This window comes from Mesorhizobium sp. 131-2-1 (assembly GCF_016756535.1).
GTDB lineage: Bacteria > Pseudomonadota > Alphaproteobacteria > Rhizobiales > Rhizobiaceae > Mesorhizobium.
This window is the reverse complement of the sequence record NZ_AP023247.1, coordinates 3,808,036-3,826,590: the sequence shown is the minus strand read 5'-3', so window position 1 is coordinate 3,826,590 and position 18,555 is coordinate 3,808,036. Positions and strand designations below refer to the sequence as shown.

Sequence of the window (18,555 nt, the reverse complement as noted above, 5' to 3'; positions counted from 1 at the left end):
AGTCGATACTTATTGATTTGGCAAGCGCTGTTTACGAACCTGCCGCAAGCCAGCGCCGCACCAGCCCGGCCGGTCCGTCGAAGGTCGCCTCGAAGATCGGCGAGGCCAGCACCGCATGGATGTGAAGCGGTTCGTCGCCGATGTTACGGAAGCCATGCTTCCTGTGCGCTGGAATGAGGAGAGACTGTCCCCGGGTGAGCACGCTGTGCTCGTCGTCGATCCACATCTCGGCCTTGCCGGCGAGGACCGTGAGCACCTCCTCGACCGAATGCCAATGCGTCGGAGCGCCGACCGCCGGCTCGACCCACTGTTCGAATATGCAAAGCTGCGCCGCGCCGTTGCTGGCCGAGACGTGCATGCGTGTCTCGACGCCCGCTCGCCATTGCTCGCGCAGCTGGTCTTCATGTGCAATCGGCCTCACCTTGTTGCCCCCGATGTCGTGGAAATTCCGGGGCGAAACACTACATGCTGCTGACAACCATTGACAGCGCATCGCCCGCATTCTAGAACGAACAGGGAACAAAAACCTTGTGGGAAAAGCCAGTCACGGCGGGCGGCGGCTGCCCGCAAGCTGTAAGGTGCGGCGTCAAAAATTTGGATGAGCGCGGAGAAGTACGATGGCGGGTAGCGTCAACAAGGTCATTCTGGTCGGCAATCTCGGGGCGGACCCGGAAATCCGCCGCCTGAACTCGGGCGAGCCGGTCGTCAACATTCGCATCGCCACCTCGGAAAGCTGGCGCGACAAGAATTCCGGCGAGCGCAAGGAAAAGACCGAGTGGCACAATGTGGTCATCTTCAACGACCAGATCGCCAAGGTGGCCGAGCAGTACCTGAAGAAGGGCATGAAGGTCTATATCGAAGGCCAGTTGCAGACGCGCAAATGGCAGGACCAGACCGGCAATGACCGCTACACGACCGAGGTCGTGCTGCAAAAATTCCGCGGCGAGTTGCAGATGCTCGACGCGCGCGGCGAGGGCGGCGGCCAGGTCGGCAGCTACGCCGGCGGCGGCAACAGCCGTGGCTCCGATTTTGGCCAGTCCGGCCCGAACGAAAGCTTCAGCCGCGGCGGTGGTGGCGGCGGCGCCCGGAGTGGCGGTGGTGGCGGTGCGTCGCGCGAGCTGGACGACGAAATTCCGTTCTGAGAGCTTGAGGAGCCAGGGGTAGGCAATGTCGCTTGGCCCGCTGTTTGCAGCGCCCGCGCCCATCCCCTGGCATGCCTTTGCCGCTTTCACGGCACTGGTCACAGGCGCCACGCAACTGGCTCTGCCCAAAGGCACGACACGCCACCGGGTGGTCGGCTATATCTGGGTGGCGCTGATGCTGGTCATCGCCGTCTCGAGTTTCTGGATCCAGCAGATCCGGCTTTTCGGCCGCTTCAGCCCGATCCACCTCCTGTCGATCCTGGTGCTGGTCACCGTGCCGCTGGCGGTCTGGCACGCGCGCAACCACCGCGTCGTCAATCATCGCAAGGTTATGATCGCGCTCTATGTCTTCGCGCTGATCGGCGCGGGCATCTTCACGCTGCTGCCGGGTCGGATCATGCATACGGTGGTGTTCGGGCAGTAGGCGGACAATTCGGGCGACACGGACGGTCGCCGCACTGTCGTGGAAGGGCGTATCGATGAAAGCACGCGTCAAATGGGTCGAGGAGCGCACCTTCGTCGGCGAATCCGGCAGCGGTCATAAGGTCGTGCTGGGCACGGCGCACGGACCTGAAGGGCCGACGCCGGGGCCGAGCCCGATGGAGATGGTGCTGATCGGCACCGGCGGCTGCTCGGCCTATGACGTCGTCCATATCCTCGAGAAAGGCCGCGAGGCGATCGAGGACTGCGTCGTCGAGCTCGATGCCGACCGGGCCGAGAAGGAGCCCAGGGTCTTCACCCGCATCCACATGCATTTCATCGTCAAGGGCCGCGCGCTCTCGCGCGACAAGGTCAGGCGCGCGATCGACCTGTCGATCGAAAAGTATTGCTCCGCCACCGCGATGATGGCCAAGACCGCCACCGTTACCCACGATTTCGAGGTCGTCGATACGGCGGGAAAATAGCGCCCGCTAATGCCTAGGCGGCCATCAGCGCCTTGATCCCGTCCGCGACAAACTGCACCGCCAGCGCCGCCAGGATGACGCCGAGCAGCCGGGTCAGGATCGAGCGGCCGGTCTGGCCGAGGATGCGGTCGATGCGCTCGGCCAGCACGAAAACCAGATAGGTGATGGCGAGGCAAAGGAAGATGATGCCGACCAGGGCCGCCTGCGCGCCAAATCCCTGGAACGAGCCCGACAGCAGCACCGTCGCCGAGATCGCGCCGGGACCGGCAATCAGCGGGATCGCCAACGGGAAGGCGGCGATGTTGTGGATCATGTCCTTGGTGATGGCGACATCGCCGATCTTCTCCTTGCGGTCCTGCCTGCGCTCGAACACCATTTCGAAGGCGATGAAGAAGAGCAGGAACCCGCCGGCAACGCGGAAGGCCGGCAGCGTGATGCCGAACACCGACAGGATCGAGGCGCCGGCGATCGCGAACAGCGCCATCACCAGGAAGCCGATCACCGAGGCGCGCACCGAAACCTGCTGGCGCTCCTCGCGGTTCATGCCGCGCGTCACGGCGAGGAAGAGCGGCGCCAGCCCCGGCGGGTCGATGGTCACCAGTATGGTGACGAAGGCGTTGAACAGGCTGTCGAAGCTCGGCATCTCTGGTCCCCTCCGCCGGGCGATGCCCGACCTCGCTTTTCTCCAACCCTGGCATTGGTAGAGCAAAGCAGGAGCGGAGGAAACTGGCAGAGGATGTTTCGCAAGATGACCTCCGGCGACGCGCCTAGCCGGCCGCGCCGCAATAGGCCTCGATGCGATAGCCGTCCGGGTCGATGACGAAAGCGGCGTAGTAGTTTTCGCCATAGCCGGCGCGCAGGCCAGGCGCGCCATTGTCGCGGCCGCCCTCACGCAAGGCGCCGGCATGAAAGGCATCGACGCTCTTTCGCGTCGGCGCGGCGAAGCAGAAATGCAGGCCGGATTCCGTGTCCGCCGGCACCGGCCGCGTGGCTTCGTTCACCCAGAGCGCCACGGCATCGGCGCCATAGCCGAGCGAGCCGGGCGACTGGCTGAGGCAGCTATAGCCGAGCGGTTGCAGGGCGGCATCGTAGAAGCGCTTGGAGGCATTGGCATCGCGAACGCCGAGCGAGACGTGGTCAAGCATCGTTTTCTCCGTTTTTGCAATTGGTTGGCCGATCAGCGTTGAGTCGTGCGGCGGGCCAGGAATTCGACCTCGAGCCGCCAGGTGGCGCCGCAGTCATGCGAGCGCTCGCCGAGCCAGCGAAAGGAGTCTGCGGTGATCCGCGAAAAACTCCAGCGCACCGAGGAGCCGGTGCCGTCGATGCCTTGCTGGACGATCGCATCGCCCTCGGCGCGACCGAGTTGGCGGCTGAAATACTGGTTGCGCGGGTCGCTCCAGAAGATGTGCCAGGCGTCGACGCCGGGATCGTAGACACGCAAGGTCGTGCCGTAGAAGGTCCATGGACCGAGGGAGGGCGAAGGGCCAACATCCCGCGCGGGCAGGATCCAGACGTCCTGGATCGCCTTGCCTTCCAGAACCCAGCCGAAATGCACCTCGCCCCGCCCGGTAAGAACCGTGCCGTCCTCGAGGTGACGCGCGGCATCGAATGTCCAGGCGCCGACAAAGCGGCCATAGAGCTCCAGCTTTTCGGCAAGGCCGAGGTTTGGGCCGCCACTGTGCAGGGCTTCAGTGAAGGAATCGATCATGACTGCTGCCTCGTTTGTCAGGAGAGCACGACCAATAGAGGCAGGACTGGGTTCAGCGCTTGGGGAAAATTGCTATCTTTCCCGTCATGACGACGCGCGCGAAAAATGTCGCCTCGGGCCAGGGCTGGCAGGTGTCGGACGTGGTATGCACCGCCGGTGTTGGCGACAGCCCGTTCGAGGAAGAGCATCGCAGCTTCTGCGTTGCCGCGGTCACCCAGGGCACCTTCCGCTACCGGACGCGTGAGGGCACGGCGATGCTGGCGCCCGGCGCGATCCTGCTCGGCAATCCGGGCACCTGCTATGAATGCGGGCATGAGCATGGCGCCGGCGACCGCTGCCTCTCCTTCCATTTTTCGCCAGCATATATGGAGCGCATTGTCGCCGATGTGCCCGGCGCGAAACGGCTTGGCTTCGACGGCCCCCGCCTGCCACCCTTGCCGGCGCTTGCGCCGGTGCTGGCGGAAGCGGAGGCCGCGCGGGAAACCGGCGACGCCGACGCATTCGAGGAACTCGGCCTGCGCATGGCCGGCGCGGCGGTCAGGGCGAACGCGGACGCCGGCCATCCCGGCCGCGCGCCAAGCCGCCGCGACCAGAAGCGCGTCGCCGAAGCGGTGCGGCTGATCGAGCTTGATGCCGACCGACCGCTCTCGCTCGCCGATCTCGCCGGTGAAGCCGCGACCAGCCCCTATCATTTCCTTCGCACCTTTCGGCGTGTCGCCGGCATGACGCCCTACCAGTTCCTGCTCAAAACCAGGCTGCACAGGGCGGCGGTGCGGCTGAGGACCTGCGAAGTGGCGATCTCGACGATCGCCTTCGACGCCGGCTTCAACGACCTCTCGACCTTCAACCGCCGCTTCCGGCGCGAGATGGGAGAAACGCCCGGCGTCTATCGCGCACGCCGGGTGGCGGCGCGCTGACGGCATATTTCGCTGCCCAACAGACGTCAGTCAGTGGTTGGTCCGCACCAGCCGGGCAGATAGTCCGCTTCCTTGCGCCTGGCCAGGGAGAGCGCAGCCTTCATCGCCTTGCCGAAGTTCTTCGCCACCGAGGCCCGGTCGATGCGCCGGCGCAGGAAATCCGCCCACAGGAATTCGCTGAACGGCGTGGTGTCCTTGGCGAAGCCGCCCTGGCGGCGCAGCTCGCCGGCGAGGCTCCGGTAAGGGTCGTCGACCAGATCGGCCATGTTTTTCGGAATGGCATCATAGGTCTGGCGCTTGCCGTTCGCGTCGAATGGATGCATCCAGCCGCGATTGTCGAGCACGGTGAGGAAAGCCTCCTTGTCGAGGTCCGAGAGGTCGCTGGTCACCGTCACCAGTACGTCCTCGACGCCTTCCTCGAGCAGCGCCCGGGCAAGGTGATGATGATCGACGACATAGTTGCGCCTCTTCGGGCCGAGCACCACCGGCACCATGTGGCGGCCGAGGAAAGTGCCGGTCTCGCTGGCGTTCTGCTGACGGATCATCTGTCGTTTTATGCCGACCTCGCGCATTCCGACGGTCATCTGTGTTGGCCGCAGCTCCTTCACCGCGACCGGGGTCAACAAGGGTTCGCGCGGGCTTCTCATGTGATCTTGTCCTGTTGCTGCTGCGGGGCCAGCGCCTTGATCGCGGCGTCGACGCTGTGGAAGATCCGCTGCGGGCCGACCATCTCAGCGATGCCGAAACGCGCCAGCGCGGCCTGCGCCCGCAAAGACTCCATCCGAGCTATTGCGAACACCGCCCCTTTGTCGCGGCAATGGCGGATGATGTCGATCAGCGCCTGGGCCGCGGTGTAGTCGATCTCGACGATGTTGCTGGCTTCGAGCACGACCAGTTTCACGCTTTCGCCCTTGGCGTCGATCAGGTCGATCAGGCCCCGCTTGAAGAGGTCGGCGTTGACGAAGGAGAGCGGCGCCTGGAATGCCGCCACCAGCACCGTAGAGATCTGTTCGCCTGTGCCGGAATTCGTGGGCGGCCACCAGACGGACGTGCCGGGCACCTGCGCCAATTCGATCGGGTGCGTGCGCGTTGCGCTCCAGATGCCGTGCAGCAGCGAGAGGCCGACGCCGATCGAGACGCCGGTCTCGATCGGCAGCGCGACCATCGCTACCATTGTGACGAGGATCAGCCCGAATTCGACCGGGGCCTGCCGGTAGACATCTGCAAACACCCGCCAGCGGAAGATGCGCTGCCCCACAAACAGCAGCACGCCTGCAAGCGCTGCCTGCGGAACATTGGCGAGCAGGCCGCCGCCGATGGCGCCGAGCACCAGCACGATCGCCGCGGCGATCAGGCCCGTCAGTTGCGAGCGCCCCCCGGTCTGGGCAACGATCGCCGTGCGCGGCGGGCTGGAATTGACGGCGAAGGCGCCGAACAGGCCGGAAACGAGGCTGCCGGCGCCGACGCCGACGAAATCGCGATTGATATCAGGTGCTTCGCCGTCCCGTGGCGCAAAGGAGCGACTGGTTGCCGCCGTCTGCACCATCACGACGATGGCGATCAGCAGTGCGAGCGGGACAAGTGCCTGCGCGTCCTTGAAATCGACAAGCGGCAAGCCAGGCATCGGCAGCCCGTTCGGCAGGGCGCCAAGCACCTCGACGCCACGATCCCTGAGCTGGAAGACGATGACGGCAAGCGTCGCCAGCATCATGCCGATCAACGCGCCGGGAATTCGGGCGCTGATGCGCTCGGCGACGAGCACGATCACCAACACGCCGGCGCCAAGCGACAGGCTCCATGGGTTGGTGAGGTGGATGTTGGCGGCGATCTCGCCCACCCGCCGCAGCGTCTCGCCGCTTTCGGGCGGCAGGTCAAGCAGGCCGGGTAGCTGCGAGACGATGATGTGGATGGAAATGCCGGCCAGGAAGCCCGTCGTGACCGGCACGGACAGAAGGTCCGCGATCCAGCCGAGGCGAAAGACGCCGCTCAAGCCGACCAGCAGCCCGACCATTAGCGCCAGCATCGCCGCCAGCGCCGGATAATGCGACGAGCCCGAGGACGCAGCCAGCGCCAAACCGCCGACAAACAGCGGCGTGATGGTCGAATCCGCGCCGACCGAGAGCTGGCGGTTGGCGCCGAACAGCGCGAAGGCCACCGATCCGGCGACGAAGGCGAAGAAGCCGATCTCGGGCGCGAAGCCGCCAAGGCGCGCCGTCGCCATCTGTTCGGGAATGGCGATCGCGGCCAGCGTGACGCCGGCGGCGAGGTCGCCATTGAGGTCGTCGCGCGTCAACCCGCTCAGTGCTCGCAGGGGCAGCCACGGGGTCCAGTTCATAGCGCTCGCGGCTCTTCCTCGAGAATGCCGATCGGTGGCAAACTTAATCCCACGGCCGCGAAACCCACCTTGGCCATATCGTCGCAATCAGCGGTATCCTTTTGAAATTACCACTGAAATTGTCTCTGGAAAAGTGTCGTGGAGATTGGAGTTTCGGCGGCGCTTCCTATATAAGCAGCGAGTGATTCCCGACTGGATTGTGACCTGATTTGACCGACCAGAAGACACCGCGCGGCGCCGACGGCGGCCCGACCGGCATCGAGCCGATTTCAATCATCGAGGAGATGCAGCGCTCCTATCTCGATTACGCCATGAGCGTGATCGTCAGCCGTGCGCTGCCCGACGTGCGCGACGGGCTGAAGCCGGTGCATCGCCGCATCCTCTACGCTTCGCATGAGAGCGGCTACCACTGGAACCGCAAATATGTGAAATCGGCGCGCCCGGTCGCCGACGTGATGGGTAAGTACCATCCGCATGGCGACGCCTCGATCTATGACGCCCTGGTGCGCATGGCACAGGACTGGTCGCTGCGCGTGCCGCTGATCGACGGGCAGGGCAATTTCGGCTCCATCGACGGCGATCCGCCGGCGGCGATGCGCTACACCGAGTCGCGGCTGACCAAGGTCGCGCATGAATTGCTGGAAGACATCGACAAGGAAACCGTCGACTTCCAGGACACCTACGATGCGTCGGGCAGCGAGCCGAAGGTGCTGCCGGCCCGCTTTCCGAACCTGCTGGTCAATGGCTCCGGCGGCATCGCCGTCGGCATGGCCACCAACATCCCGCCGCACAATCTCGGCGAAGTCTGCAACGGCGCCATCGCCCTCATCGATAACCCGGCAATCGACCTGCCGACGCTGATGGAGATCGTGCCCGGTCCGGATTTCCCGACCGGCGGCATCGTGCTTGGCCGCTCGGGCATCTACAGCGCCTATTCGACCGGCCGTGGCTCCATCGTCATGCGCGGCCGCGTCAACATCGAGGCGCGCGGCAACGACCGTGAATCGATCATCATCACCGAGATTCCCTATCAGGTGAACAAGTCCTCGATGATCGAGAAGATGGCCGAACTGGTGCGCGACAAGCGTATCGAGGGCATTTCCGACATTCGCGACGAGAGCGACCGCCAGGGCTATCGCGTCGTCGTCGAACTGAAGCGCGACGCCGTCGCCGACGTCATCCTCAACCAGCTCTACCGCTTCACCCCGCTGCAGACCTCCTTCGGCGCCAACATGGTGGCGCTGAACGGCGGCAAGCCGGAAGTGATGACGCTGATCGACATGCTGAAGGCGTTCGTCGGCTTCCGCGAGGAGGTGATCAGCCGGCGCACGAAGTACCTTTTGCGCAAGGCGCGCGAGAGGGCCCACGTCCTGGTCGGCCTCGCCATCGCGGTCGCCAACATCGACGAGGTGATCAAGCTGATCCGCACCGCGCCCGATCCGCAGACGGCGCGCGAGCAGTTGATGGAGCGCCGCTGGCCGGCCCACGACGTCGCTTCGCTGATCAAGCTGATCGACGATCCGCGCCACCGCATCAATGAGGACGGCACCTACAATCTGTCGGAAGAGCAGGCTCGCGCCATCCTCGAGTTGCGCCTGCAGCGCCTGACCGCGCTCGGCCGCGACGAGATCGCCGACGAGTTGAACAAGATCGGCGCCGAGATCGTTGATTATCTTGACATTTTGTCGTCACGCGCGCGCATCCAGCAGATCGTCAAGGACGAGCTCATCGCGGTCCGCGACGAGTTCGGCACGCCGCGCCGCACCGAGCTGTCCGACGGCGGGGCGGACATGGAAGACGAGGACCTGATCCAGCGCGAGGACATGGTCGTCACCGTCAGCCATTCCGGCTACATCAAGCGCGTGCCGCTCTCGCTCTACCGGGCGCAGCGCCGCGGCGGCAAGGGCCGCTCCGGCATGTCGACCAAGGAAGAGGATTTCGTCACCCGCCTGTTCGTCGCCAACACGCACGCGCCGGTGCTGTTCTTCTCCTCGCGCGGTATCGTCTACAAGGAGAAGGTGTGGCGCCTGCCGATCGGCAACCCGCAGTCGCGCGGCAAGGCGCTGATCAACATGCTGCCGCTGGAGCAGGGCGAGCGCATCACCACCATCATGCCGCTGCCCGAGGACGAGGCAAGCTGGGGCGAGCTCGACGTGATGTTCGCCACCACGCGCGGCACCGTGCGCCGCAACAAGTTGTCCGACTTCGTCCAGGTCAACCGCAACGGCAAGATCGCCATGAAGCTGGAGGAGGAGGGCGACGAGATCCTCGGCGTCGAGACCTGCACCGACGATGACGATGTGCTGCTGACGGCGAACTCGGGCCAGTGCATCCGCTTCCCGGTCAGCGACGTGCGCGTCTTCCAGAGCCGCAACTCCGTTGGCGTGCGCGGCATCGCCATGGCCGAGACCGATCGCGTCATCTCCATGTCGGTGATCGAGAACGTCGACGCTTCGCCCGCCGAGCGCGCCGCCTATTTGAAGCGCGCGGCTGCCGAGCGGCGGCTTGCTGCCGGTGTTGCCGGCGAAGAGGAAGAGATCGCCCTGACCAATGAGGAGATCGGCGAGGAGGCGGAGCTGTCCGACGAACGCTACGAATTCCTCAAGGAGCATGAGCGCCTCGTGCTGACGGTCACGGAATATGGCTACGGCAAGCGGTCCTCGTCCTACGACTTCCGCCTGACGGGACGCGGCGGCAAGGGCATCCGCGCCACCGACGTGTCGAAGACAGCCGAGATCGGTCGTCTCGTGGCGACCTTCCCGGTTGGCAATGACGACCAGATCATGCTGGTTTCGGACGGCGGCACGGTCATCCGCGTCCCGGTCAACGGCATCCGTTTCGCCAGCCGCGCCACCAAGGGCGTCACCATCTTCAACACGGCCGAAGGCGAGAAGGTGGTTTCGGTCGAGCGGATTTCGGAACCGCAATCGGATGAGGAAGAGAGCGTCGAAGGCGAGGCTGAGGCCACGGACGACGCTTCGGATACCCCCGAATAGTCGTTAGGAAACTGCAACGCCGGCCCGCGGGCCGGCGCAATCGAAACTATCCTCAAATCAGGCGGGATCGAATTCAGTAGTGGCGATGGGGCCTACGGACCTCGAACCGCCGCGTGTTCGTCTTGGCTCGAACGCGCACGGCTTCCTGATGCAGCCCGAATGCGGTGGCGATCAGCATGGCGACTGTCATTGCGGTGGCAAGCATGTAGATCAGCATGTGCGTGTTCTCCTGCGCCTAACAACGGATAGATGGGACTTTGGTTTCATCTCCTGAAGCGGCAACCTAGTGAACGCTGCGTGAAACGTTCATGATCGTCGCATTCATCTGTCGTTCATGTCTGCGAAAAGGTTCACGCATGTCTGATCAATCGGATTTGCCTTCCGTCCGCGCGCCCGCTAGAAGCCTGCCATGACCGAACGCATCGCCCTTTACGCCGGCTCCTTCGACCCGCTGACCAACGGCCATCTCGACGTGCTAAAGGCTTCGCTCGCCGTGGCCGACATCGTCTATGCGGCGATCGGCATCCATCCCGGCAAGAAGCCGCTGTTCTCCTTCGAGGAACGGGTCAAGCTGATCGAGCTTGCCACCAAGGCCGAGTTCGGCAGCGATAGCGCCCGCATCAAGGTCGTCGCCTTCGACGGGCTGGTCATCGACGCAGCGAGGCGAGAAGGCGCCTCGATCATGATCCGAGGCCTGCGCGACGGTACCGACCTCGACTACGAGATGCAGATGGCCGGCATGAACGAGACCATGGCGCCGGAACTGCAGACGGTTTTTCTGCCTGCCAGCCCGTCGGTCAGAACCATTACCGCCACACTTGTCCGCCAGATAGCATCGATGGGAGGCGACATCCGCCCCTTCGTGCCGGCGGCCGTTGCCGGCGCGCTCACCGCCAAATTCGCGAAATAATCTTTCGGAGAAATACCATGCAGCTGAAGAAGCTCGCTACGTTCCTTGTCGTGCTGGCCGGTCTCGTGACCGCCTCGATCTCGGCCTTCGCCGCCGATCCGGAAAACACCATGATCATCACGCTGAAGGATGGCGACGTGACGGTTGCGCTGCGTCCCGATCTCGCGCCCAAGCACGTTGCGCAGATCAAGAAGCTGGTGCGCGAGGGCGCCTATGACAACGTAGCCTTCCATCGTGTCATCGACGGTTTCATGGCGCAGACCGGCGACGTCAAGTTCGGCAACATGAAGAAGGGCTTCAACCCCGAGGCCGTCGGCACCGGCGGCTCCGACCTGCCCGACCTGCCGGCCGAATTCTCGCAGGCCGAGCACTACAAGCGTGGCGTCGTCGGCATGGCCCGTTCGCAGGATCCGAATTCGGCGAATTCCCAGTTCTTCATCATGTTCGCGCCGGCGTCGTCGCTGGATGGCCAGTACACCATCGTCGGCAATGTCGTCAGCGGCATGGAGCTGGTCGACAACATCAAGAAGGGCGACGAGGCAGACAACGGCACGGTCACCGACCCCGACCGCATGATCAAAGTGCGCATCGCCGCCGACAAATAAATCTGTTTTCTCAAAAGGATATCTGACATGGCTGAGATCAAGGACCGCGAGAACGCGCTCATCATGGAGACGACCAAAGGCAAGGTCGTCATCGAAATGCTCCCCGACCTGGCGCCTGGCCATGTCGCGCGCATCAAGGAACTCGCCCGCGAGGGCGCCTATGACGGCGTGGTCTTCCACCGCGTCATCGACGGCTTCATGGCGCAGACCGGCGACGTCAAGTTCGGCAACTCCTCGAAGCCCACATTCGCGCCGTCGCGCGCGGGCATGGGCGGCTCGGACAAGCCCGACCTGAAGGCCGAATTCTCCAACGCCAACCACGGTCGCGGCACCTGCTCGATGGCCCGCGCCCAGAACCCGAATTCGGCCAACTCGCAGTTCTTCATCTGCTTCGACGATGCCGCCTTCCTCAACCGCCAGTACACGGTCTGGGGCCAGGTGATCGAAGGCATGGACAATGTCGACAAGATCAAGCGCGGCGAGCCGGTGCAGGATCCCGACAAGATCGTGTCGCTGAAGGTCGCGGCTGACGTCAAGTAAGGCGAAACGACGATGATGGGCGCCGTCTGGTCGCTGCTTGGCATCCTGTCCGGCGCCTTCATCGCCATTCAGGCGCCGATCAATTCGCAGCTGGCGCGCGGCCTGGGTCTCCCGGTCGCCGCGGCTGCGTTTTCGTTCCTGTCGGGCGCGGTTGTGCTCGGCATCATCGCGTTCGCAGTTGTGCGGCTGGAAGGCATTTCGCTCGACTGGAAGGCGCCGGCCCCCTGGCTGTTCATCGCTGGCGGCATGCTTGGCGGCTTCTACGTCACGCTCTCCACGATACTGACGCCACGCATCGGCGCGGCGGCGCTGATGGCGTTCCTGGTCGCGGGCCAACTGCTCGCCGGCATGCTCATCGACCGCGCCGGCTTCCTTGGCGTCGCGGTGCGCGAGATCTCGCTCGGGCGCATTGCCGGCGCCGTGTTGCTGCTCGCCGGAGCGCTGCTCATCCGGCTCTACTGATGCGCGTCGACCTCTTCGACTTCGACCTGCCGGAAGCGCGTATCGCGCTGCGTCCGGCCGAACCGCGCGACAGCGCCAGGATGTTGGTCGTCAGGCCGGGCGAAGGCCTGTCCGACCGCACGGTGCGTGACCTGCCGTCGCTGCTCAAGCAAGGCGACGTTCTCGTCTTCAACGACACCAAGGTCATTCCGGCGCAGCTCAAGGGCATCCGCAGGCGCGGCGAGGCACAGGCGCAAGTCGAGGCCACGCTGCATATGCGTGTGGCGCCGGACCGCTGGCAGGCCTTCATGCGGCCGGGCAAGCGCATCGCCGCGGGCGACCGCATCCATTTTGGCCATGACGCCAATTCCTGCTTTCTCGGCCGGCTCGACGCCACGGTGATCGAGAAGGGCGAGGCTGGCGAGGTGCTGCTTGGCTTCGACTTGTCCGGTCCGTTCCTCGACGAGGCGCTGCATGCGGTCGGCCACATCCCTTTGCCGCCCTACATCGCCTCCAAGCGCGACGACGACGAGCGCGACCGCCGCGACTACCAGACCATATACGCCAGGGAGGAGGGTGCCGTCGCCGCGCCCACCGCCGGGCTGCATTTCACGCCGGAGCTGTTCGCCGCACTGGACGCAAAAGGCATCGAGCGCCGCTTCGTAACCCTGCATGTCGGCGCCGGCACCTTCCTGCCGGTCAAGGCGGACGACACTGCCGACCACAAGATGCACGCCGAAACCGGCTCGGTCAGCGCCGAGACCGCTCAGGCACTCAACGAGGCCAAGGCGCGGGGAGGGCGGATCATCGCCGTCGGCACGACTTCGCTGCGCCTGCTGGAGAGTGCGGCCACGCCGGACGGCAGGCTCGCCGCCTGGTCGGGCCCAACCGATATCTTCATCACACCCGGCTACCGCTTTCGCACGGCCGACCTCCTGATGACCAATTTCCATCTGCCGCGCTCGACCCTGTTCATGCTGGTTTCGGCCTTCAGCGGACTGGAGACGATGCGTGCTGCCTATGCGCATGCCATCGACGGCAGCTACAGATTCTACTCCTACGGAGACGCAAGCCTGCTTTACCGGGCGGAGACGAGCGATGGACGATGACCTCGACGGAATGGACCGCGACGCTTTGATCGCGGAGGTGAAAAAGCTGCGCGCCGGCATTCGCGCCCATCGCGACGCCACCGGCCACGACCTTTGCTGGCATCACCCCGATCTCTGGGCCCTGCTGCCGGAAAAGACCGAACCGGCGATCGCGGTGCCGCCCTGGGAAAAGTTCATGCGCGGCTGCATCCGCTACCGGCAATCGCTCGACGAGCAGGCACCCGGCGCGCCGGTGCACGACAAGGAATTCAATGACTGAGACGTTCTCCTTCAAGCTGCTTGCCACCGACGGCAAGGCGCGGCGCGGCGCGATTTCGATGCCGCGCGGCGAGATCCGCACGCCGGCCTTCATGCCGGTCGGCACCGGCGGCACCGTCAAGGCCATGTATATGGACCAGGTGCGCGGGGTCGGCGCCGACATCATCCTCGGCAACACCTATCATCTGATGCTGAGGCCGGGCGCCGAGCGCGTCGCGAAGCTCGGCGGCCTGCATGAATTCGCGCGTTGGCCATACCCTATCCTGACCGACAGCGGCGGCTTCCAGGTGATGTCGCTGTCGAAGCTGCGAAAACTCTCGGAGAAGGGCGTCACCTTCCGCTCGCATATAGACGGCGCGCCCTACGAGATGTCGCCGGAGCGGTCGATCGAAATCCAGGGCCTGCTCGATTCCGACATCCAGATGCAGCTCGACGAATGCGTGGCGCTGCCGGCCAAGCCGAAGGAGATCGAGCGCGCCATGGAATTGTCGCTGCGCTGGGCCGAGCGCTGCAAGACGGCCTTCGGCGACCAGCCCGGCAAGGCGATGTTCGGCATCGTCCAGGGCGGCGACAGCGCGGCCATGCGCGTGCGTTCCGCCCAGGCGCTGAAGGCCATGGATCTGAAAGGCTATGCCGTCGGCGGACTGGCCGTTGGCGAGCCGCAGGCGGTCATGCTGGAGATGCTCGACATCACCTGTCCGGAACTGCCGGCCGACAGGCCGCGCTATCTGATGGGCGTCGGCACGCCGGACGACATCTTGAAATCGGTGGCGCGCGGCATCGACATGTTCGACTGCGTGATGCCGACCCGCGCCGGCCGCCATGGCCTCGCCTATACGCGCCGCGGCAAGGTCAACCTGCGCAACGCCCGTCACGCCGACGATCCGCGTCCGCTGGACGAGGAGAGCGACTGCCCGGCGGCACGCGACTATTCGCGCGCCTATCTGCACCACCTGGTGCGCTCGCAGGAATCGCTGGGGGCGATGCTGCTCACCTGGAACAACCTGTCCTACTACCAGAAGCTGATGCAGGACATCCGCGCCGCGATCGAGGCGCAAGCGTTCGAAGCGCGCGCGGCGGAGATTTCGGAAGGCTGGGCGCGGGGCGACATTCCGGTGATCTGACCGGCTCAGGTGCTGAGCGACGTCGATGCGCGCAGGCTGCAGCCGGTGATCTGAAAACTGCCGTCGGGCTGCTGCTCCAGCGTATAGACCGCCTCGTAGTCCTTACCGTCGGGCCCGACGATCATCACCTGCTGGATGATCGAGGTCGGCCCGGTCTGCTCGACCTTGCCGAAGGAATAGCTCTGCGGCTTGCGCACCGGCGCGTAGCCGTTGGTCACCATATTCATGAACATGTCGACGGTCGGGAAGACCCGCTTCACATTCGGCGCGGCGAAACTGTAGGCCTTAACGCCGTCATTGGCGACGAAGGCTTTCAATTGGCTGTCGATGACCGTCTGCGCCGCCTTGATCTCGGCGTCGCCGGCAAAGGCCGAGGACATGAAAAGGAATGGAATGATTGCGAATGCGAATAATGAGCGGCGCATGCCTGTCTCCATTGTCCCCAGGGGAAATCGCAGTCCGAAGATTCATCCTAACATACGCATGGCGCCGCTTGCTGGTTTCAGCAAATCGCAGGCATCGGCGATTCGGCGGTCATGCCGCCTGTCTGGGGCGTCCGTTGCCGGTCGCGTACGGCTGATGCTTGAAAGCCGGGCGGCAGTCTGCCAAAAGGGCCGCTTATTCGCGCAAAGGCTAGGCAGGACCGGGCAATGAAGGCATTTTTCGTGCAGATTAAGTGCGATCTGGGCAAGGCCTATGAGGTCGCCGGCGCGCTCGCCGATGCCGAGATCGCCTCGGAGATCTACTCGACCGCCGGCAATTACGACCTGCTCGCCAAATTCTATGTCGACGATCAGCAGGACGTCGGCCACTTCATCAACGAGAAGGTGCAGGTGCTGCCCGGCATCAAGGACACCTTCACCATCGTCACTTTCCGGGCTTTCTGAGTCGCCTTTTGTCGTTTGCCCGGGCGCAAGGCAAAGCCTGACCCGACCCTTTCGGGTATGCCTCAATCTTAGGCAATCCTGACATAACGATCGCCGGCGCCTATCAAATCACCGATTGCGCTTGATTTTCTCCGGCGACGCCAGTGAAATGGCGTCACAGGGGAGTACGCGATTGGCAGCGTTCGATGAAATGCTTCCGGAAGTTTCCGGACTGAGAAGACCATATTCGGCTTATGATCGCTGGCTGAAGGAGCAAGACCCGGCCAGGCTCACCCAGAAAATGCAGGATGCCGAGCGCGTCTTCCGCAAGACCGGCATCACCTTTGCCGTCTATGGCGAGCAGGAAGCCTCCGAACGGCTGATCCCCTTCGACATCGTCCCGCGCATCATCTCGGGCAATGAATGGCGCCGCCTGACGCAGGGCATCGAGCAGCGCGTCCAGGCGCTGAACGCCTTCCTCGACGACATCTACCACCGCCAGGAGATCCTGCGCGCCGGCCGTGTGCCCAGGGAGTTGGTCGCCAAGAACGAGGCCTTCCTGCCAGAAATGATCGGGGTGAGGCCGCCGGCCGGCGTCTACACCCACATCATAGGCGTCGACATCGTGCGCATCAGCGAGAATGAGTTCTACGTGCTGGAGGACAACGCACGCACGCCCTCCGGCGTCTCCTACATGCTGGAAAACCGCGAGACGATGATGCAGCTCTTCCCCGAGCTGTTCCAGCAGATCAAGGTGCGGCCGGTTGAGAACTATCCGCAGCTCTTGCGCCAATCGCTCGCAGCGGTGCGGCCGAAGGGCACCAAGGATGCGCCGACCATCGCCGTGCTGACGCCGGGCAGCTACAACTCCGCTTATTTCGAGCATGCCTTCCTCGCCGACCAGATGGGCGTGCAACTGGTCGAGGGCCAGGACTTGCGCGTCGTCGACGGCCACGTCGCGATGCGCACGACGGAAGGCTACAAGCAGATCGACGTGCTCTACCGGCGCGTGGACGATTCTTTCCTCGACCCGCTCACCTTCCGCCCTGACTCGGCACTTGGCGTGCCCGGCATCATGGATGTCTACCGCGCCGGCAACATCACCATCGCCAACGCGCCGGGAACCGGCATCGCCGACGACAAGGCGATCTATTCCTACATGCCCGAGATCGTCGAATTCTACACCGGCCGCAAGGCGATCCTCGGCAACATCCCGACCTGGCGTTGCTCGGAGGCGGACAGCCTGAAATATGTGCTGGAGCACATCAGCGAGCTCGTCATCAAGGAGGTGCACGGTTCCGGCGGCTACGGCATGCTGGTCGGTCCCGCGGCGACCAAGAAGGAATGCCAGGACTTCGCCAAGAAGCTCGCGGCAAAGCCTTCGAACTACATTGCCCAGCCGACGCTGGCGCTGTCGACTTGCCCGATCCTGACCGAGAAGGGCCTGTCGCCCCGCCATGTCGACCTCAGGCCCTATGTGCTGGTCTCCGACCGGATCCAGATCGTGCCCGGCGGCCTGACGCGCGTCGCGCTCAAGGAAGGTTCGCTCGTTGTGAATTCATCGCAGGGTGGCGGCACCAAAGACACCTGGGTGCTTGATGATTGAGATGAGCGAGTAGGGATTAGGCAGTAGGCAGTAATGGTGAAAGCATAGGGGACTGGGAATGCCATATTCCATTGAAATTCAAACGCTTACTATTTCCTACTCCCTATTCCCTACTCACTAGCCCGAAGGGCCTTCCCATGCTTCTCGGCCGTACCGCCAACGGGCTCTACTGGATGAACCGCTACATCGAGCGGGCCGAAAACATGGCCCGCCTTGTCGATGCCGGCCTGCGCATGGCGCTTACCCGCACGCAGAATGCGTCGGAGGAGTGGAACTCGGTGCTGCTGAGCGCGGGCTCCGACATCGCCTTCAGCCAGAAATACCAGGACTATACCGCTGCCAACGTCTCCGACTTCCTGCTGCGCGACACCTCGAACCCGTCGAGCACCATGTCCTCGATCGAGACCGCCCGCAACAATGCCCGCATGGTGCGCACCGCGCTGACGCGCGAGACCTGGGAAAGCATCAACGAGGCCTGGATGTCGCTGAAGCGCATGCTGGCCAGGCCCATCGACGAACGCGACCTGCCGAACGTGCTCGACGCCATCAAGCGCGAGACGGCGCTGATCCGCGGTTCGTTCTACGGCACCATGCTGCGCAACGAAATCTTCGATTTCTCGCAGCTCGGCACCTATGTCGAGCGCGCCGACAACACGGCCCGCATTCTCGACGTCAAGTACTATGTGCTGCTGCCTTCGATCTCCTGGGTCGGCTCGACACTCGACAACTATCAGTGGGAATCGATCCTGCGCTCGGTGTCGGCGCATCGTTCCTACCGCTGGGTCTACGACGCCGACTACAAGCCGACCAACATCGCCGACTACCTGATCCTCAACGTGCGCATGCCGCGCTCGCTGACCTTCTGCTACCGCTTCCTCGCCGAACACCTGAAGTTCCTGGGCGACGACTATGGCGAGCGCCATGCGTGTCACGCCACCGCCGAAAAGACGCAGGCGATGCTGAGGGCGGGCTCGATCAAGGACATATTCGACGCCGGCCTGCACGAATTCCTGGCCAATTTCATTCGTGACAACACCAGGCTCGGGGACGAGATCGCGCAGGACTACAAGTTCTATTGAGCATCGGAAACTGA

General features: G+C 64.1%; 23 protein-coding genes. 15 read left to right on the top strand and 8 right to left on the bottom strand.

Going from position 1 to position 18,555, the window contains the following annotated elements:
* Window positions 1–31: 31 nt before the first annotated feature.
* Window positions 32–421, bottom strand: a complete 390-nt coding sequence (locus tag JG743_RS18535; protein ID WP_446720863.1) for a cupin domain-containing protein — start codon at window positions 419–421, stop codon at window positions 32–34.
* A gap of 196 nt (window positions 422–617) precedes the next feature.
* On the opposite strand from JG743_RS18535, the gene JG743_RS18530 reads away from it, so the two are divergent.
* Genes JG743_RS18530 through JG743_RS18520 form a run of 3 tightly spaced genes read left to right on the top strand, consistent with a single transcriptional unit; the run spans window position 618 to window position 2,047 of the window.
* Window positions 618–1,142, top strand: a complete 525-nt coding sequence (locus tag JG743_RS18530) for a single-stranded DNA-binding protein (protein ID WP_202292236.1) — start codon at window positions 618–620, stop codon at window positions 1,140–1,142.
* A 25-nt stretch (window positions 1,143–1,167) separates the two neighbouring features.
* Entirely contained in the window at window positions 1,168–1,566 is a 399-nt protein-coding gene (locus tag JG743_RS18525; RefSeq protein ID WP_202292235.1) for a DUF2306 domain-containing protein, read from the top strand.
* Window positions 1,567–1,621: 55 nt separating this feature from the next.
* Window positions 1,622–2,047, top strand: a complete 426-nt coding sequence (locus JG743_RS18520; protein ID WP_202292234.1) for an OsmC family protein — start codon at window positions 1,622–1,624, stop codon at window positions 2,045–2,047.
* A 13-nt stretch (window positions 2,048–2,060) separates the two neighbouring features.
* Here the strand turns inward: JG743_RS18520 and JG743_RS18515 are convergent, their stop codons facing one another.
* The 3 genes from JG743_RS18515 to JG743_RS18505 form a co-directional block, all read right to left on the bottom strand.
* The gene (locus JG743_RS18515; protein ID WP_202292233.1) at window positions 2,061–2,690 is read right to left on the bottom strand and encodes a MarC family protein; all 630 of its coding nucleotides are present in this window, start codon (window positions 2,688–2,690) and stop codon (window positions 2,061–2,063) included.
* A 124-nt stretch (window positions 2,691–2,814) separates the two neighbouring features.
* Entirely contained in the window at window positions 2,815–3,192 is a 378-nt protein-coding gene (locus JG743_RS18510) for a VOC family protein (RefSeq protein ID WP_202292232.1), read from the bottom strand.
* Between the two features lie 32 nt (window positions 3,193–3,224).
* Window positions 3,225–3,755, bottom strand: a complete 531-nt coding sequence (locus tag JG743_RS18505; RefSeq protein ID WP_202292231.1) for a hypothetical protein — start codon at window positions 3,753–3,755, stop codon at window positions 3,225–3,227.
* An 86-nt stretch (window positions 3,756–3,841) separates the two neighbouring features.
* Here JG743_RS18505 and JG743_RS18500 point away from each other — a divergent pair, with 86 nt between their 5' ends.
* On the top strand, window positions 3,842–4,672 hold the full coding sequence (locus tag JG743_RS18500) for a helix-turn-helix transcriptional regulator (RefSeq protein WP_202302715.1): 831 nt from the start codon (window positions 3,842–3,844) through the stop codon (window positions 4,670–4,672).
* A 26-nt stretch (window positions 4,673–4,698) separates the two neighbouring features.
* On the opposite strand, the gene JG743_RS18495 is transcribed toward JG743_RS18500, so the two are convergent.
* Window positions 4,699–5,319 (bottom strand): ParB-like protein, encoded by a 621-nt coding sequence (locus JG743_RS18495; RefSeq protein ID WP_202292230.1) that lies wholly within the window; start codon window positions 5,317–5,319, stop codon window positions 4,699–4,701.
* Complete coding sequence (locus tag JG743_RS18490) at window positions 5,316–7,007, bottom strand: SulP family inorganic anion transporter (protein ID WP_202292229.1); 1,692 nt, start codon at window positions 7,005–7,007, stop codon at window positions 5,316–5,318. Before JG743_RS18490 ends, JG743_RS18495 begins: the two co-directional genes overlap by 4 nt.
* 209 nt (window positions 7,008–7,216) lie before the next feature.
* Here JG743_RS18490 and gyrA point away from each other — a divergent pair, with 209 nt between their 5' ends.
* Window positions 7,217–10,003 (top strand): DNA gyrase subunit A, encoded by a 2,787-nt coding sequence (gene gyrA / locus JG743_RS18485; protein ID WP_202292228.1) that lies wholly within the window; start codon window positions 7,217–7,219, stop codon window positions 10,001–10,003.
* 73 nt (window positions 10,004–10,076) lie between these two features.
* Here gyrA and JG743_RS18480 read toward each other — a convergent pair whose 3' ends face one another.
* On the bottom strand, window positions 10,077–10,220 hold the full coding sequence (locus JG743_RS18480) for a hypothetical protein (RefSeq protein ID WP_202292227.1): 144 nt from the start codon (window positions 10,218–10,220) through the stop codon (window positions 10,077–10,079).
* Between the two features lie 192 nt (window positions 10,221–10,412).
* Here JG743_RS18480 and coaD point away from each other — a divergent pair, with 192 nt between their 5' ends.
* The 7 genes from coaD to tgt all read left to right on the top strand — a co-directional run bounded on the left by coaD (window position 10,413) and on the right by tgt (window position 14,990).
* Complete coding sequence (gene coaD, locus JG743_RS18475) at window positions 10,413–10,913, top strand: pantetheine-phosphate adenylyltransferase (protein WP_202292226.1); 501 nt, start codon at window positions 10,413–10,415, stop codon at window positions 10,911–10,913.
* Window positions 10,914–11,023: 110 nt separating this feature from the next.
* Window positions 11,024–11,518 (top strand): peptidylprolyl isomerase, encoded by a 495-nt coding sequence (locus tag JG743_RS18470; RefSeq protein WP_244673202.1) that lies wholly within the window; start codon window positions 11,024–11,026, stop codon window positions 11,516–11,518.
* Window positions 11,519–11,545: 27 nt separating this feature from the next.
* Window positions 11,546–12,058, top strand: a complete 513-nt coding sequence (locus JG743_RS18465; RefSeq protein ID WP_202292224.1) for a peptidylprolyl isomerase — start codon at window positions 11,546–11,548, stop codon at window positions 12,056–12,058.
* A gap of 12 nt (window positions 12,059–12,070) precedes the next feature.
* On the top strand, window positions 12,071–12,520 hold the full coding sequence (locus JG743_RS18460) for a DMT family transporter (protein WP_202292223.1): 450 nt from the start codon (window positions 12,071–12,073) through the stop codon (window positions 12,518–12,520).
* Window positions 12,520–13,608, top strand: a complete 1,089-nt coding sequence (gene queA, locus JG743_RS18455) for a tRNA preQ1(34) S-adenosylmethionine ribosyltransferase-isomerase QueA (protein WP_202292222.1) — start codon at window positions 12,520–12,522, stop codon at window positions 13,606–13,608. Before JG743_RS18460 ends, queA begins: the two co-directional genes overlap by 1 nt.
* A complete protein-coding gene (locus tag JG743_RS18450; RefSeq protein ID WP_202292221.1) occupies window positions 13,598–13,867 on the top strand; it encodes a hypothetical protein in 270 nt (89 codons plus the stop codon). The genes queA and JG743_RS18450 overlap by 11 nt, the downstream gene beginning before the upstream one ends.
* Window positions 13,860–14,990: a tRNA guanosine(34) transglycosylase Tgt gene (gene tgt, locus JG743_RS18445; protein WP_202292220.1), complete on the top strand. Its 1,131-nt coding sequence runs from the start codon at window positions 13,860–13,862 to the stop codon at window positions 14,988–14,990. Before JG743_RS18450 ends, tgt begins: the two co-directional genes overlap by 8 nt.
* Window positions 14,991–14,995: 5 nt before the next feature.
* Here tgt and JG743_RS18440 read toward each other — a convergent pair whose 3' ends face one another.
* Window positions 14,996–15,415 carry a DUF4864 domain-containing protein gene (locus JG743_RS18440; RefSeq protein WP_202292219.1) on the bottom strand — a complete coding sequence of 140 codons (420 nt, stop codon included), beginning with the start codon at window positions 15,413–15,415 and terminating at the stop codon, window positions 14,996–14,998.
* Between the two features lie 225 nt (window positions 15,416–15,640).
* On the opposite strand from JG743_RS18440, the gene JG743_RS18435 reads away from it, so the two are divergent.
* From JG743_RS18435 to JG743_RS18425, 3 genes are all read left to right on the top strand, one after another.
* Complete coding sequence (locus JG743_RS18435) at window positions 15,641–15,877, top strand: Lrp/AsnC ligand binding domain-containing protein (protein ID WP_202292218.1); 237 nt, start codon at window positions 15,641–15,643, stop codon at window positions 15,875–15,877.
* Between the two features lie 172 nt (window positions 15,878–16,049).
* Window positions 16,050–17,462 (top strand): circularly permuted type 2 ATP-grasp protein, encoded by a 1,413-nt coding sequence (locus JG743_RS18430; protein ID WP_202292217.1) that lies wholly within the window; start codon window positions 16,050–16,052, stop codon window positions 17,460–17,462.
* Between the two features lie 137 nt (window positions 17,463–17,599).
* Window positions 17,600–18,541 (top strand): alpha-E domain-containing protein, encoded by a 942-nt coding sequence (locus tag JG743_RS18425; protein WP_202292216.1) that lies wholly within the window; start codon window positions 17,600–17,602, stop codon window positions 18,539–18,541.
* Window positions 18,542–18,555 lie beyond the last annotated feature (14 nt).

What these genes read in the sequence shown, in the direction of transcription:
- JG743_RS18425 (WP_202292216.1), top strand. Translation starts at nt 17,600, where the DNA reads ATGCTTCTCGGCCGTACCGCCAACGGGCTCTACTGGATGAACCGCTAC.
- tgt (WP_202292220.1), top strand. Translation starts at nt 13,860, where the DNA reads ATGACTGAGACGTTCTCCTTCAAGCTGCTTGCCACCGACGGCAAGGCG.
- JG743_RS18515 (WP_202292233.1), bottom strand. Translation starts at nt 2,690, where the DNA reads ATGCCGAGCTTCGACAGCCTGTTCAACGCCTTCGTCACCATACTGGTG.
- JG743_RS18490 (WP_202292229.1), bottom strand. Translation starts at nt 7,007, where the DNA reads ATGAACTGGACCCCGTGGCTGCCCCTGCGAGCACTGAGCGGGTTGACG.
- coaD (WP_202292226.1), top strand. Translation starts at nt 10,413, where the DNA reads ATGACCGAACGCATCGCCCTTTACGCCGGCTCCTTCGACCCGCTGACC.
- JG743_RS18480 (WP_202292227.1), bottom strand. Translation starts at nt 10,220, where the DNA reads ATGCTGATCTACATGCTTGCCACCGCAATGACAGTCGCCATGCTGATC.
- JG743_RS18505 (WP_202292231.1), bottom strand. Translation starts at nt 3,755, where the DNA reads ATGATCGATTCCTTCACTGAAGCCCTGCACAGTGGCGGCCCAAACCTC.
- JG743_RS18465 (WP_202292224.1), top strand. Translation starts at nt 11,546, where the DNA reads ATGGCTGAGATCAAGGACCGCGAGAACGCGCTCATCATGGAGACGACC.
- JG743_RS18440 (WP_202292219.1), bottom strand. Translation starts at nt 15,415, where the DNA reads ATGCGCCGCTCATTATTCGCATTCGCAATCATTCCATTCCTTTTCATG.
- JG743_RS18495 (WP_202292230.1), bottom strand. Translation starts at nt 5,319, where the DNA reads ATGAGAAGCCCGCGCGAACCCTTGTTGACCCCGGTCGCGGTGAAGGAG.
- JG743_RS18500 (WP_202302715.1), top strand. Translation starts at nt 3,842, where the DNA reads ATGACGACGCGCGCGAAAAATGTCGCCTCGGGCCAGGGCTGGCAGGTG.
- queA (WP_202292222.1), top strand. Translation starts at nt 12,520, where the DNA reads ATGCGCGTCGACCTCTTCGACTTCGACCTGCCGGAAGCGCGTATCGCG.
- JG743_RS18520 (WP_202292234.1), top strand. Translation starts at nt 1,622, where the DNA reads ATGAAAGCACGCGTCAAATGGGTCGAGGAGCGCACCTTCGTCGGCGAA.
- JG743_RS18435 (WP_202292218.1), top strand. Translation starts at nt 15,641, where the DNA reads ATGAAGGCATTTTTCGTGCAGATTAAGTGCGATCTGGGCAAGGCCTAT.
- JG743_RS18460 (WP_202292223.1), top strand. Translation starts at nt 12,071, where the DNA reads ATGATGGGCGCCGTCTGGTCGCTGCTTGGCATCCTGTCCGGCGCCTTC.
- JG743_RS18510 (WP_202292232.1), bottom strand. Translation starts at nt 3,192, where the DNA reads ATGCTTGACCACGTCTCGCTCGGCGTTCGCGATGCCAATGCCTCCAAG.
- JG743_RS18450 (WP_202292221.1), top strand. Translation starts at nt 13,598, where the DNA reads ATGGACGATGACCTCGACGGAATGGACCGCGACGCTTTGATCGCGGAG.
- JG743_RS18530 (WP_202292236.1), top strand. Translation starts at nt 618, where the DNA reads ATGGCGGGTAGCGTCAACAAGGTCATTCTGGTCGGCAATCTCGGGGCG.
- JG743_RS18525 (WP_202292235.1), top strand. Translation starts at nt 1,168, where the DNA reads ATGTCGCTTGGCCCGCTGTTTGCAGCGCCCGCGCCCATCCCCTGGCAT.
- JG743_RS18470 (WP_244673202.1), top strand. Translation starts at nt 11,024, where the DNA reads ATGATCATCACGCTGAAGGATGGCGACGTGACGGTTGCGCTGCGTCCC.